The organism is Xenorhabdus sp. PB62.4, assembly GCF_014467285.1.
Taxonomy (GTDB): Bacteria; Pseudomonadota; Gammaproteobacteria; order Enterobacterales; family Enterobacteriaceae; genus Xenorhabdus.
Genome location: NZ_NKHR01000022.1, coordinates 45,250 through 58,791 on the forward strand (window position 1 = coordinate 45,250; position 13,542 = coordinate 58,791).

General features: G+C 32.7%; 13 protein-coding genes and 4 pseudogenes. 11 read left to right on the forward strand and 6 right to left on the reverse strand.

The window, feature by feature from the left end; genetic code table 11:
* Window position 1 precedes the first annotated feature (1 nt).
* From Xenpb_RS15705 to Xenpb_RS15715, 3 genes are all read right to left on the reverse strand, one after another.
* A complete protein-coding gene (locus tag Xenpb_RS15705) occupies window positions 2-280 on the reverse strand; it encodes a damage-inducible protein J (RefSeq protein WP_187655181.1) in 279 nt (92 codons plus the stop codon).
* Window positions 281-472: 192 nt separating this feature from the next.
* Entirely contained in the window at window positions 473-643 is a 171-nt protein-coding gene (locus Xenpb_RS15710; protein WP_187655195.1) for an ogr/Delta-like zinc finger family protein, read from the reverse strand.
* A 149-nt stretch (window positions 644-792) separates the two neighbouring features.
* A complete protein-coding gene (locus tag Xenpb_RS15715; protein WP_187655182.1) occupies window positions 793-1,230 on the reverse strand; it encodes a DUF1240 domain-containing protein in 438 nt (145 codons plus the stop codon).
* 370 nt (window positions 1,231-1,600) lie between these two features.
* Here Xenpb_RS15715 and Xenpb_RS15720 point away from each other — a divergent pair, with 370 nt between their 5' ends.
* Window positions 1,601-1,906, forward strand: coding sequence for a hypothetical protein (locus Xenpb_RS15720; RefSeq protein WP_187655183.1), 306 nt, complete (start codon window positions 1,601-1,603; stop codon window positions 1,904-1,906).
* A 336-nt stretch (window positions 1,907-2,242) separates the two neighbouring features.
* On the opposite strand, the gene Xenpb_RS15725 is transcribed toward Xenpb_RS15720, so the two are convergent.
* Window positions 2,243-2,743 carry a Spy/CpxP family protein refolding chaperone gene (locus Xenpb_RS15725; protein ID WP_187655184.1) on the reverse strand — a complete coding sequence of 167 codons (501 nt, stop codon included), beginning with the start codon at window positions 2,741-2,743 and terminating at the stop codon, window positions 2,243-2,245.
* Window positions 2,744-2,895: 152 nt separating this feature from the next.
* Between Xenpb_RS15725 and cpxR the strand changes: the two genes are divergently transcribed.
* From cpxR to Xenpb_RS15770, 9 genes and pseudogenes are all read left to right on the forward strand, one after another.
* Entirely contained in the window at window positions 2,896-3,588 is a 693-nt protein-coding gene (gene cpxR / locus Xenpb_RS15730; RefSeq protein WP_099115361.1) for an envelope stress response regulator transcription factor CpxR, read from the forward strand.
* Entirely contained in the window at window positions 3,585-4,961 is a 1,377-nt protein-coding gene (gene cpxA / locus Xenpb_RS15735) for an envelope stress sensor histidine kinase CpxA (protein ID WP_187655185.1), read from the forward strand. Before cpxR ends, cpxA begins: the two co-directional genes overlap by 4 nt.
* A gap of 288 nt (window positions 4,962-5,249) precedes the next feature.
* Window positions 5,250-5,943 (forward strand): annotated as a pseudogene (locus Xenpb_RS15740) (IS1 family transposase).
* A 58-nt stretch (window positions 5,944-6,001) separates the two neighbouring features.
* The gene (locus tag Xenpb_RS15745; protein ID WP_187655186.1) at window positions 6,002-7,144 is read left to right on the forward strand and encodes an O-antigen polymerase; all 1,143 of its coding nucleotides are present in this window, start codon (window positions 6,002-6,004) and stop codon (window positions 7,142-7,144) included.
* Window positions 7,141-8,187, forward strand: a complete 1,047-nt coding sequence (locus Xenpb_RS15750) for a glycosyltransferase family 4 protein (protein ID WP_187655187.1) — start codon at window positions 7,141-7,143, stop codon at window positions 8,185-8,187. Before Xenpb_RS15745 ends, Xenpb_RS15750 begins: the two co-directional genes overlap by 4 nt.
* Entirely contained in the window at window positions 8,162-9,364 is a 1,203-nt protein-coding gene (locus Xenpb_RS15755) for an oligosaccharide flippase family protein (RefSeq protein WP_187655188.1), read from the forward strand. Before Xenpb_RS15750 ends, Xenpb_RS15755 begins: the two co-directional genes overlap by 26 nt.
* A complete protein-coding gene (locus tag Xenpb_RS15760; RefSeq protein WP_187655189.1) occupies window positions 9,361-10,170 on the forward strand; it encodes a glycosyltransferase in 810 nt (269 codons plus the stop codon). The genes Xenpb_RS15755 and Xenpb_RS15760 overlap by 4 nt, the downstream gene beginning before the upstream one ends.
* Window positions 10,170-11,945, forward strand: coding sequence for a hypothetical protein (locus Xenpb_RS15765; protein WP_187655190.1), 1,776 nt, complete (start codon window positions 10,170-10,172; stop codon window positions 11,943-11,945). Before Xenpb_RS15760 ends, Xenpb_RS15765 begins: the two co-directional genes overlap by 1 nt.
* Before the next feature lies 1 nt (window position 11,946).
* Complete coding sequence (locus Xenpb_RS15770) at window positions 11,947-12,807, forward strand: glycosyltransferase (RefSeq protein WP_187655191.1); 861 nt, start codon at window positions 11,947-11,949, stop codon at window positions 12,805-12,807.
* Window positions 12,808-12,927: 120 nt separating this feature from the next.
* Here Xenpb_RS15770 and Xenpb_RS20510 read toward each other — a convergent pair.
* A pseudogene (locus Xenpb_RS20510) lies at window positions 12,928-13,065 on the reverse strand (IS1 family transposase); the annotation flags it as partial.
* A gap of 99 nt (window positions 13,066-13,164) precedes the next feature.
* A pseudogene (locus tag Xenpb_RS15780) lies at window positions 13,165-13,407 on the reverse strand (transposase); the annotation flags it as partial.
* 71 nt (window positions 13,408-13,478) lie between these two features.
* Between Xenpb_RS15780 and Xenpb_RS20515 the strand changes: the two are divergent.
* Window positions 13,479-13,542 (forward strand): annotated as a pseudogene (locus tag Xenpb_RS20515) (transposase); the annotation flags it as partial.

Here is a 13,542-nt window from a genome sequence, read left to right on the forward strand (position 1 = left end):
TTTATCCCCTGCTCAGCTTATTACGCAGTAGAGCCATCCGACGCTGACTTTCAGCATCATCAATAAAATGAACCGACCCGTTTTCACATCGGTCAATGGCTTTTTCAATTTCCGTTTCTAACCAGTGGGCATGGGTATTCTTTTGATACTCACGTTCTTCATTCGCTAATTCTTCGGCTTTTTGTCTCATTAACTTTGTTAAATCTGTTTGATGACGTTTGGCTGCTTGCATGGCTAAGCGTTTGGTTTCTTCATCAATACGAAAATGAATCGTCTCCATTCATTCCCCCTTAGTTCGCTATCATTTCAAAATATGTTGTCATTTGTGTTGTCATATTAGCACGGTAGACTAAAACAACAATGTTGTTTTAAAAAAGAACAATCTTGCTGATTGAGTAAATTTCGGGGCAACGACTTGAATAAATAGAAAGGTAATGCAGAAAGCCCCTCAATAATCAAGGGGCTAGTCATTTTAAGGGTTATCAAAGCACATGACCGTCTGCTGCCCCTTTTCAGGGTGCGGTGGAGCAAACTCAACTAACGCTGGCTTAGCCACCCAGCGGACAAAGGTTTCATGGCTGACGAACGTCGCACCACAATTGATATTCTGGCACTGGTTATAGCGTTCTTTGGTTTCGGTGATATGTTCAAAACTGCTGCGCGTTCAGCATTGGCCTTGGCTCGGGGAAGGGGTGATCCGGTTTGAGCGTTATTCGCTGTATGGGGACAACTAATTCCACCTCATATCATGGCATCCTAATAAAACTGTCACTCAGTCTCAGCTTGATAGACTTAGTGACAGAGTTTCTTCTCTTTTGCATACTGGGTTGGCCCTTTCCCAGACTTACTCTCGCAGACAACATACCCGGCATCCAGCAATTTGAAATGGAGATACCAAGACAGGGGAATACTCACGGCAAACCCAAGCAAGGCAATAGCGAGAAAAAAAAACATAATCCGCTCATTGAGTGTTATCGATTTTTTCTTTTTTCTGATTTCTTCTAACTTTTCTGGATTGTGAGTCAACCCCAGATAGATCATCAAAAGAAAAACAGACAGCATAAATGGCGATAAAAAAACAAGCCCGAACATGGCGTAAGAGGATTTCACCCGGTCTTCCATCTTAAACGCCGCTATTAGTTCACTGCCCACAGTAAAAACCATAAAAATTATCACCGCTAACATGAATAATGAAAATAAAATAATGCCAACCCTTTTTTCTATTGTCATAACTCTCATTCCCTCTGCACGCAACGTGTTTCCCTGATTATTCTGATAGTCATCAGGATTTCAAAACATGACTTTATTATCAATACTGACAATGGGCTAAATATCATAACAACGTCCGTCAAGAACCTAAACCGGCTATCACCATAAAAACAAACGACTATCATTATTAGCCACACTAAATGCAGTGCTTTTTATGCACCTGCAAGGGATCGTTTGAAGCACACCCGTACTGGCGCTTGGCAGTGAATGAAATCCTTGTTTGAGCTTGCGGATTGGTGCGGAAAGTGATTGATTTTATGCAAGAGGAAGATCGCTGCCTTTTACTGACACACTGATACGAATCTTAGTCATCCTATTTAAGGAGATTTCTATGTCTTATTTTGAACCTATTAATCAATTTATTGAATATGAAAGAAATCAGGGAAGGCATTGGAGGAAGAAGAGTATGTTTAAATTATATTATTCTATCTCTGTGACTGGAAATTCACTCTATAAATACCCTCTTTTATGGATTATAACTAACCGGCGCGGTTACCTACTCCGTGTTGTCTATGAAACCAGCTATAATATGGGATTTTTCTTATATAATGACAGCATCTGGTTCGAACATAATATCAATCACAATGCCAGAAATGTGCGCCCCGTTGTTGATAGCATTCGCCAATTTTGGCCCTAAAAAATAACGCTGATGCTAAAATTAATTCATTATTACATTCCCGCCTGTCAAAGACGGGAATGTTCCCCTCTATCGTGACATGTCACACCATCTAAGTGAAGGTATAGAAATCTAGTAGTCAGAGGCAACTGTAGATAACCAAAGTGTCCACACTTGGGAATTTTCAATTCATCTACAGTTGCTTGAGTGAATTTTATCCATCTGATTTTAAAGAAAATTAGGATTAAGAGGCAGATAAAAAAAAAGCCCCTCAAGGGGGCTGAAAGACAGGGATGGTGTCTATGGCAAGGAAAACCGTTATTGATGCTACTTGTGCATCAAAGTACTAGCAAAAAATTAGTCCATTCCTAGAGCTATACGCCTTTCATAACGTTTCTGTAATAGCGCTCTTTGCTCTGGCGTTAACAATTGGTACATCTGGTTGCGAATACGCGCAATTTCCACACCCAATTCAACATTCTTTTTTGCTATTGTTTCAAGCTGCGACTGAACCGCAGCTTCATCAAAATCTTTGGCTATCAGGAGCCCAAACATCTTCCGGCGCTCAAGTAGCATATCGACCAACGATTGCTCATGCAGATGCTGCATCTTCACCAAATCCCACATCTGCTGACGTTGTTGCTCAGTTAATGTTATTCCACCAAAGACATAACTATAGTTGTAATTATGTTCATCATGGCGGTAATGACTAAAATCTCTCTGATGATCATATGGTATACAATGCGGCAGGGAACTTGCAGTCTCAGGAGCATCATCCGTATCAGCAGTTTCAGCTAAAGCCACTGTTGTTCCAAGAACAGCCATTGACGCTAAAGCCAATATTGCTATGTTACGCATTAAAATTCCCCGCTTTCTCGAACAGAACCATTCGATTCAGTGAGGGTAACTATAACCCTGCGGCTGCAAACTAGCGTCAGAGCATGTAAAAGAACGTAAAGTCATGGAATAGCAAAGTTTGTTATCGTATTTTGCTCTTGGAGGAAGAATTAATGCATAAAATCTTATTAGTTGATGATGACCGCGAGCTGACATCGCTATTAAAAGAATTGCTCGAGATGGAAGGATTCAATGTTGTTATCGCCTACGATGGCGAGCAGGCTTTACAATATATCGATTCTTCAATTGATTTGTTATTGCTGGACATTATGATGCCACGTAAAAACGGCATTGAGACGCTTAAAGAACTACGGCAATACCACCAGACCCCCGTTATCATGTTAACGGCACGTGGGAGCGATTTAGACCGCGTTTTGGGATTAGAACTGGGAGCTGATGACTATCTCCCTAAACCTTTTAATGACCGTGAGCTGGTTGCCCGCATACGTGCAATCTTACGTCGTTCCAACTGGAGCGAGCAACAAGCCGATGTTGGAACACCAATACTTGAGATCGATAAACTACAACTCAACCCAGGGCGTCAAGAAGCCAGCTTTGACGGTGCCATTTTAGATCTCACCGGCACAGAGTTCACTCTGCTATATTTACTAGCGCAACATTTGGGACAAGTTGTTTCCCGTGAACATTTAAGCCAGGAAGTATTAGGAAAACGCTTAACACCTTTTGATCGCGCCATTGATATGCACATTTCTAATCTACGCCGTAAATTACCAAACCGAACTGACGATCTTCCGTGGTTCAAGACATTACGTGGTCGTGGATATTTAATGGTCTCAGCAAAATGATAAATAGCCTGACAGCTCGCATATTCGCCATTTTCTGGTTCACTCTTGCACTTGTCCTGATGGTGGCCTTAATGGCCCCCAAACTGGATTCACGGCAATTGACCCCACTTCTGGACAGTGAGTATCAGCAAGGAAAGAATCTGGCAAAGCAGATAGAAGAAGAACTAATACGCTACCCGACCAATGATCTATTCTGGTGGCTACGGTTAGATCGCGCGCTCGTCCAATTAACGCCGCCAGGTCAACGCCTACTCCTTGTCACCAGTGAAGGACGCATCATTGACATCGATACGCCAGCTCGTCAGGTACAAGTTGTCCGTAACTTTATCGGACAATCCGATAACGCAGATCATCCTAAAAAGAAAAAATATGGTCGCTCCGAAATCCTTGGCCCTTTCTCCATCCGGGATGGAGGGGATCATTACCAGCTTTACCTCGTTAGACCTGCGGGCAGTCCGCAATCAGACTTTATTAACTTAATGTTTGACCGACCATTCTTACTTCCTGCGGCAACCATGTTAATCAGTGCCCCATTACTACTATGGCTGGCATGGAGTTTGGCAAAACCCGCCCGTAAATTAAAAAATGCAGCAGATGAAGTTGCGAAAGGAAACTTACGGCAACACCCAGAACTAGAATCCGGCCCACAAGAGTTTTTGGCAGCAGGCAGTAGCTTCAACCAGATGATTAGTGCACTGGAAAGAATGGTGACCGCCCAACAACGGCTGATTTCTGATATCTCCCACGAACTGCGAACGCCACTTACACGCTTACAATTAGCGACGGCCTTACTACGTCGACGTCACGGTGAAAGCAAAGAACTGGAGCGCATCGAAACAGAGACTCAGCGTTTGGATGGAATGATTAATGACCTGCTAGTACTTTCTCGCAATCAACATAAAAACGAATTACTACGCGAAAATATCAAAGCCTACGATATATGGCATGACATCCTGGAAAATGCCAAATTCGAAGTCGAACAGATGAACAAAACACTGGATATTGTTTCTCCTCCCGGTAATTGGATAGTTTATTGCAATCCAGCAGCACTTGGCAGTGCACTGGAGAACATCGTCCGCAACGCCCTTCGCTACTCCAGCAGCCATATTGCCGTTGCATTTAAGGCAGATAGCCAAGGGGTAACGATTACTGTTGATGATGATGGGCCAGGAGTCAGCCCTGAAGACCGTGAACATATATTCCGGCCTTTTTATCGGACGGATGAGGCAAGAGACAGGGAATCGGGTGGTACTGGGTTGGGGTTGGCGATTGTTGAAACGGCAGTGAGTCAACATCGGGGTTGGGTGAAAGCGGAAGATAGTCCTTTAGGTGGATTGCGATTGGTAATTTGGTTACCGTTGCATGGCAGATGAATCACTTTAACCTTGAAATTTAGTTAGTTACAGTATGTAACAATTAAAGAAAAACGTTATTCTACTTGACCTAAAAGCATCAAGGGACTAACCTCGTCGCTGCTTAACACAAATCGTTGATATGATAGTTTTTGTTAAGATAAAAAATCCTTTTATTTTAATTGGATAAGTTAAATTTGTTACACATAATCGGCACTCTGGGAGCCGTAACCTAGTGCGGTAGCTTTTTTCGATCGTGGCATCAACTTATTAAATCATGCACAGTATGTCTATTCTGGGGACATTCAGATGGTAAGAATTGATGTGACCTGCCTATCCTGTTATGCAGTTAAAGAGATCCACCTTAATGGGTGTTCCCGCTCTGGTCATCAACGTTATCTTTGCCAATCCCGCCGTCATTCCTGGTCACTTGAATTCATTTATACTGCATGTCGTCCCGACACACATAAACAATCGTGGATATCCATGAATGGAATGGGATGCCGGGCAATAGCACGTGTTACGGGGATTGGCCTGAATATTTATTGTCCTTCGCCATCTGAAAAACTCAGTCCGAAATCCATAACGGAAGCTATTTTTCCTAGTACCAAAGTGATTGTCTGTGGTGAAAGGGATAAGCCGTAGTTGTACGTGAAATCAAAGAAAAAATTCCATTGGCGCTTTTATTCTTACAACAGAATCAGATGAAAAGTGATCGCCCACGTTTTTGGCTCAGGAACAAAAAAGACATTGATACGTCTGATAGCTTTGCAGGCCCTTTTCAATATTGTGATTTATATGACCGATGGCTGGAAAGGCTATGAAAAAACGCAGACAGGGAAGGGAAAAACTGCATGTGGTCAGCGAACGTTATACATAACGCATAAAGAGACATAATCTGAATTTCCGTCAGCATTTTCGCAAGACGCTGTCTTTTTCAAAATCCATAGAAATGCATGACCGAATTATTAGGTATTATCTGAACATTTGTCATCATCAATAAATTGAAATCATGAATTTTTTTCGCAAAAAATAATCATAGATTTTATCGGTAATTAAATATGAAGTTATGTTTATTAGTTTTTATTTGGTTCTGCACTTTTTTAATACTGTCAGCTACCGGGATAACTGGACTTAACCCCCTTTCATTGCAAGCAACATTGCAATTCAGTTTTTTCCTATTATTTTATTTATTAGGAAGCGTATTAGCTTTAACAATACCATTTAAGAAAAATAATAATAATATGATGATGATTCAAAAAAAATCAAACTTAAATTTGTTATTTATATTTTTAACAATTTTCTTGATTTATTCTATAATAATAATTATAAACTTGCATTTAATAAACAAAATTGAAATAGATAGCTATAGAAAAGCATTTTTTGACGGTTCAAGAAACAATTTAAAATACTTTGGAGGTGCATTTTTATTTTATTTATACTATATAATGACATTAATAGTATTTTCTTTAATACCATTCTTTGTTGGAACATCAAAAATAAAAATTCAATTATTGATGTTCATGTGTATTGTGTCTTATGATTTAATATACCTATCAAGAACTGGAATATATTATTTCTTAATAGCATTCATTTGCTCTGCAGCCATAAGAAATATCAAATTAAAGAAAATATTGTTCCTGACCTTAATAGTATTGTTATTTTCAGTTATCGTTAGTATTTATAGAGATGCTAGTAAAGAAATAGTAAAAATAATAAATAACACCATTATTAATTATCACATTGCTCCACTAATACTTTTTGACAAAAATATAATTACTGAAAAAAATATATTCTATGATGGATTTGGGTATGCTTCATTGGGGATTTATAATGTGATATTTAAGATAGTTGATCCTCATATCATGGAAAGTATAAATGAATTAAGAGCTCAAATGAATATATTTTATAACCTCAGTAATTCCGAAAATATATATATGCCATATAATGCATATTATACTACATTAGGACTTTTTTATATTGATATTGGATTTATTGGTTGCTGCATAATTACGTTATTATCTGGTTTGGTATTATCATTACTAATAAGAAAAAGCAAAAATTCGGAGTGTTATAAGATAATAAGTATTTTTTTTGCTAGTTTACTAATTGAGTCATTATTTTCACCTATAACAATAAATATCTTTGCATTTGTCATAATTATGTTCACTTTAATATATTTTTTGATAAGAAAAAAAATATGAAAATAGCAATAGTAGTACCATCATTGAAAAAAACAGCTCCCGTCAACATAGCAGTGTCTGTTTATGAAAAATCGAAAATACAAAACAACAAAAAAACAAAAATAGATTTATATTATTTAGATTCAGAAAAAACAGAAAACTGTTATGATATTGATAATGCAATTCATTTAAAAAATAAGAAAGTTTTAAGAAAATATGATATTGTCCATTCTCATGGATTGAGACCTGATATAATTAATTTTATATATTCTAAAGAAAGAATAAGAATTACAACAATTCATAGTTTTATTGAAAAAGATTTATTTCTAAGATATGGAATAAAAGGAAGAATAATAGCGAAAATATGGTTGTTTATTTTAAAATACTTTTCTATATGTATAACAATTAACAATATAGCCAATAATTTTTATTCCCAAAAAAATCTCAACTGTTGTACTATCTATAATGGAATCGAATTTGACAAATTTGATGTACTTCCCAATAAATATGATAAATTGAAATCAGAAATTAAAGATAAATTTTCAAACAAAATAATTATAGGTTCAATATCACACTTAGAAAAAATCAAAGGACTATATCAACTAATAAAATTAGTATCAGAATATGATTGTTATCGAGCAGTTATAATTGGTAGTGGCAGCCAAGAAAACGATCTAATTAAATATGCAAAAAAACTAAGAGCTTATGATAAAATCATCTTCACAGGATATTTAGAACATGGAAGTAACTACTCCTCATTATTTGATGTATATATTCAACCCTCTTTAAATGAAGGATTTGGGTTATCTATAATTGAAGCGATAGCAAAAAAAGTCTCAATAGTTTGTTCTGATATACCTATATTCAAAGAATTATTTAGTGATGATGAAGTAACATTCTTTGAGTTACATAACATATCTTCTTTACATAGAGCAGTTCAAATAAGTTTAAAGAATACAGAAAAGAAAGAAAAAGCTTATAGCTTAGCAACAAATAAATTCAATCAAGATCATATGATAAAATCATATATAAATATTTATGAAAAAAACACTAATAGAAAATAAAGAGAAAATAATAATAGTATTTTGTTATGTTATAAATTTCTTAATTCCAATTCTGTTTTTTAAAGAAATAAGCAGTAAATTATTACCCGATGAATTAGGTTATTTTTTTTTCCACTTGGCAATAATTGTTTATTTACAATACATAATAGAATATGGCTTTCAAGTTTCTATTATAAAGGAGTTGCATGATTATATAAATCAAAGTGATCTTTTTTCCAAAGAAATATCTAATATATTATTTTTCAGGCTTTTTATTTTTCTAATAATTATAATTTATGTTTTTAACACAGAAATAAACAATGAATTAAAATCTCTTTATCTAATACTGATTGGGAATGTTTTTTCGTTTCAATTTATTTACCAAGTTCATAATAAACTAAAAGATTTTTATATTACTTCTCTGATTACAAAGATGGCATTTATTCCTTTAATTTTTTCTATTAACTCAAAACATGCTATTTTACTCTACATTTTATTCAATATAATACCAAATCTAATTATATTTATTTATTCAAAAGTAAAATTTAATATTAAAATATTCTCTATAAATATAAAAGATATTATTAAATTAATAAAAAACAAGTTCTCATTTTTCATTTCCAATATATCAATAACATTATATACAAGTTTTTATCAGCTATTACTTGGTATTTTTAATCCTATCTTACTCCCTGCTTACGCACTTAGTGATAAACTAATTAGGTCAATTGTTGCAGGAAATTATATTTTCATTCAAATGCTTCAAGTAAATTATATGAATAAAAGCAATTTATATAATAAAAAGAAGCGAATAAAGACTATTTCTATTATTTTTACACTTGGGATAATGGAGTCCATTTCATTATCAATTTTTAGTTATTTTATTTCCTATTATTTATTTAGTGATATTAATGGGTTATTCTATATATTAGTGTTAATGTCTATTTTAATAACAATTATTATCCTAAGTAACCTCTTTGGGATGGTATTTCTAACTTGCAGCAGTAACGTTCCTACACTTTCAAAAATATTTTTATTTAGCGCTTTTTTTTCGGTTATTTATTCCCCAGTATTGATATATTTATTTAATATTTATGGAGCAATTATCAGCGCAATAATATCGGAATCTCTAGTATTAGTATTATGTTATTTATCATATAGAAAAATATTTAGTATAAATAAAAATGGAACAATATGAAAAACATTGCTGTTATAATGTCTATATATAAAAATGATAAACCAAAATACGTCATTAACGCTATTGAAAGCATTAAAGGACAAACTTATACATATTGGCACTTGTTTATATGCGCAGATGGTTATATTGATCCATTTATAGATAAATATATTAATGAAAACTTAAATAGAATAACTTATATAAAGAGAGAGAAAAACAAAGGATTAGCATTTTCGTTAAATCAACTTATTGACAAAGTTCTAGAAAATGAAAAATATCATTATATTGCACGAATGGATGCTGATGATATTTCAATCAATACTAGATTCGAAAAACAAGCTAATTACATGAAAAATAATCCAAATATACAAGTATTAGGTGGAAAATGCGTTGAGTTTGGAAGTAAAAATGCCAGAAAAACTTGCTCAATATATTTTTCAAATGATGAGATTTATAAAAATATATTTAAAAAATGTCCTTTTGTACATCCTACAGTGTTATTTAAAACAGAAATCTTTAAACAAGGAATAAGATATCCAATAAATAATCCTGCTACAGAAGATATAGCACTATGGTTTCTTCTAACAGAAAAAAAAATAAAATTTGGTAATTTGAATGAAAATTTAATAAAATTTAGAATTGATGATAATACAATATTAAGGAGGCACGGATTTAAAAAAGCCATAACAGAATTCAAGATTAGATTTTATTATTTATTTATATTAAAACGATTTAATCCTTCAGATATTTTTTACACTTTCTCACATTTTATTGTTCGTATTTTACCTTTATACATTTTCAAAAAAATATACAGGAAAAAGGGTTAATGAAAAGAATTTATAGTTATGATGTATGGGATACTTTAATAAAAAGACATTGTCCACCCGAAATGACATTAAAAACTTCATTGTATTTTTTTTGCCTTTATTTTGATTTTCATAATCACGATTACATCTATAACGAAATAAGAAAAAAAGAAAAAAAACATTATCAAGAAAAAAAAGAATATAGTATATTTAAACTTATCTTAGATGTAATTAAAGAAAAACATTCAGATATAGAAAAAAACAAATTACTAGAAGAGAAATGGAACGAAATATATGTAAATATAGAAAAAAACGCTACCTATCCTAATAAAGAAATATTAGATTTAGTACATAAAGATGAAGGATATAAAATATATATATCTGATTTTTACTTAAAAAAAGATCTACTCGATAAGATACTAAAACATCACAATATAAATATGAATAAAGGATTTGTATCTATAGATTATAATAAAAGTAAATATACAGGTGAACTATATGATATTGTATATTCTAATCTAGCATATGAATTTGATTCTTGGATACATACTGGAGATAACATAAATTCAGATATAAAAATGGCTCAAATAAAAAAAATATCAACACGCTTTGTCAAAACAAAACAAAAACACACTATTAGTATTAAAAATAAATTATCAGATGAAAAGAAAATAGCAATAATATTATTATCTTTCTGTAAGAAAATATTAGAAAAATCTGTTGAATTAAAATGTTCCGAAATATGTTTTTTTACTCGTGAAGGAATATTCTTTAAAAAAATATTTGATATATATTTGAAATCTCTGTCGTCGATAACAGAATTTAATTTAAAAACGAAGATCACACCTGTTAGTAGAATTGCAACTCTTAATCTCAGACTAAATGAAAATAATGATCTTCTAGGATTCGAGGACGCATTGACTCAATATGGGTATGATATAGACACTTTTCTAAGTTTTTTTGATGCCTGCGATAGTTTTGAAGGACTTTCTGAAAAATATGCTACATTACAAAAGTTGTTAAATGATAAGAAAAGTCAAGAATACTCCTCATTAATTTCTTTTATTAAAAATAAAAAGAAAAATACGTTGGGATATTTAAATCACATAGGTTTCACAAACAACGAACCAAAACTAATTGTAGATATTGGATGGAGAGGAAGTATTCAAGATAACCTATCATCAATAAAAGATAGCAATATTATAGGTGGATGTTATCTTGGTTTATCAAAATGTTATAATACTCAAAATAGTAATAACAAATTTGGCACAATATTCGATCAAAATATAACTTATAATAAATGGGCTGATAAAGGTATCAATCTTTGGGAAACTATCTTCAATGGAAAAGGCGGAAGTGTCATTGGATATAAAGACACTTTAATAACAACAAAAATTAACGCACCTGAAGAGAAATTTTTGGATATAGTAATTAATTTTCAAGAGAAAATCAAAAATGAATTTGTTAAAATTCTTGATGATACTTTAAAATTGAAACTTCCAATAGATGACATTGACAGCCTCGCTATTAACTATTATAAAGAAATAATAACGAAACCTTCCTCTGAATTAGCAAGCTTGTATCTTGTTTCGATACATAATGATACTTATGGAGAAAACTCATTTAAGAAAAAAATAGTAAAAATTTCTTTTAGCGAATTAATTAAATCTTTTTTCAATAAAAAAACTAAAAGAAAAATATCTGCAATTATTAAAAACAATGGTTGGCGAGAATCTATATTATATTCATCAAAAACCACTCTTTCTTCTAAATTATCTGCATTACTTATTAAATAATATGAATATTTCTATCGTTATTTGCTGTTATAATAGTGAAAAAAAACTTCCTGATACTTTGCGCCACTTGTCCAATTGTATTAACCAATATGAACATGATATTGAAGTATTATTAATAGACAATAATTCAAGTGACAATACAAATAGAATAGTAAAAGAAATTTGGAACACACTAAACTGTACATCTTCAATCAATATTATTTTTGAAGAAAATGCAGGATTAGCCAACGCAAGATATTCTGGTGCCTTAAACGCTAAATATGATATTATATTGTATTGTGATGATGATAACTGGTTACAACCTAATTATTTACATAATTTATGTAATCTATTCCAAGACCCTACTATTGGAGCAATAGGAGGAAGAGGAATCCCAATATCAGACACTCCTATTCCTGATTGGTTTTTTGAAAATATGGATGCGTATGCATGCTCCGAACAAAATACTCAATCCTTATATGGTGCGAGTCTTGCTATAAGAAAGAAAATAATTATAGATTTTTACAATACATCTGAATCAAAAATGTTACTTGGCCGTACAGGAACTAATTTAGAGTCAGGTGAAGATAATTATTTGTGTGAGTTCATAAAATCTAATAATTATAAACTGCACAATGATAATACACCATTTATACACTATATGACATGTAATCGTTTAGAAATCAATTACCTTTATAAACTATCATATTCTTTTGGCAAAGCAACTTTTATTATAAATAGATACAAAAAAAGAAATCACATTAGGTATATATTGTTAAAGTCACTTAAGTCAATATTTAACATTGTGTTTTTAAAAAAACATAAGAAAATTTCATTCATTAGAGAGCTTTATTTTCTTAAAGGTTATATCAATAGATATTAATGAAATATCTAAATTATTTTAATTTTAAATTTTTTACCTTGCACATCACATTGATAAAAAATAACATTATCTCTTATTTATCGAGAAATAATGGTTATGCATTCAACTTATTGTCTAGCATCAAACATGATATTCAAGATCAATGAAAGTTCCAATAATCTTGTCATGCTTTTCCGCCAAATTTGAATAACAGAGCATCTTACAGCTTGGTCGTTTGATTCGGTTATGCAAGATTAAACCCTCACGTTCGATATGTCGTGTGAAATTTTTCCGATGAGGTGATTATTTGTTGGTAACAAATTGTATGCATTAAAATTATCTGCACACTAGGGGTTGTGGACGTTTTGTGTTCATCATTTATTCTACCCACATTGGCCGCCAGATAATGATAAACGCCAGTGCCAACATACTGGCGTAATTTCGGGCTAATTTATAGTATCTTGCTGCTATTGCACGAAAATGTTTAATTCTGGCAAATGCATTTTCCACTCAATGACGGTAACGGTATAAACAGTTATCAATCTTCTTCTCCGATTTTAGACTGTTTTTTCGGCAGGGAATAACGGAGATTGCTCCTTCTCGTTTAACAACTTCCCTGAAGGGGTCGCTATAGCAGAATCATACTAATATGTCATAATATCCAACTCCAAAATGATAAGGCATAAAGTGAAATGGGTTACAGTTTAGATTTTCGAAAAAGAGTCCTGGCATACAAAGATAAGCATTCGTTGACTT

Excerpts from the sequence above, each read along its gene's own strand:
- Xenpb_RS15705 (WP_187655181.1), bottom strand. The coding sequence starts at position 280 with ATGGAGACGATTCATTTTCGTATTGATGAAGAAACCAAACGCTTAGCC.
- Xenpb_RS15725 (WP_187655184.1), bottom strand. The coding sequence starts at position 2,743 with ATGCGTAACATAGCAATATTGGCTTTAGCGTCAATGGCTGTTCTTGGA.
- Xenpb_RS15760 (WP_187655189.1), top strand. The coding sequence starts at position 9,361 with ATGAAAAACATTGCTGTTATAATGTCTATATATAAAAATGATAAACCA.
- cpxA (WP_187655185.1), top strand. The coding sequence starts at position 3,585 with ATGATAAATAGCCTGACAGCTCGCATATTCGCCATTTTCTGGTTCACT.
- Xenpb_RS15750 (WP_187655187.1), top strand. The coding sequence starts at position 7,141 with ATGAAAATAGCAATAGTAGTACCATCATTGAAAAAAACAGCTCCCGTC.
- cpxR (WP_099115361.1), top strand. The coding sequence starts at position 2,896 with ATGCATAAAATCTTATTAGTTGATGATGACCGCGAGCTGACATCGCTA.
- Xenpb_RS15715 (WP_187655182.1), bottom strand. The coding sequence starts at position 1,230 with ATGACAATAGAAAAAAGGGTTGGCATTATTTTATTTTCATTATTCATG.
- Xenpb_RS15770 (WP_187655191.1), top strand. The coding sequence starts at position 11,947 with ATGAATATTTCTATCGTTATTTGCTGTTATAATAGTGAAAAAAAACTT.
- Xenpb_RS15755 (WP_187655188.1), top strand. The coding sequence starts at position 8,162 with ATGAAAAAAACACTAATAGAAAATAAAGAGAAAATAATAATAGTATTT.
- Xenpb_RS15720 (WP_187655183.1), top strand. The coding sequence starts at position 1,601 with ATGTCTTATTTTGAACCTATTAATCAATTTATTGAATATGAAAGAAAT.
- Xenpb_RS15745 (WP_187655186.1), top strand. The coding sequence starts at position 6,002 with ATGAAGTTATGTTTATTAGTTTTTATTTGGTTCTGCACTTTTTTAATA.
- Xenpb_RS15765 (WP_187655190.1), top strand. The coding sequence starts at position 10,170 with ATGAAAAGAATTTATAGTTATGATGTATGGGATACTTTAATAAAAAGA.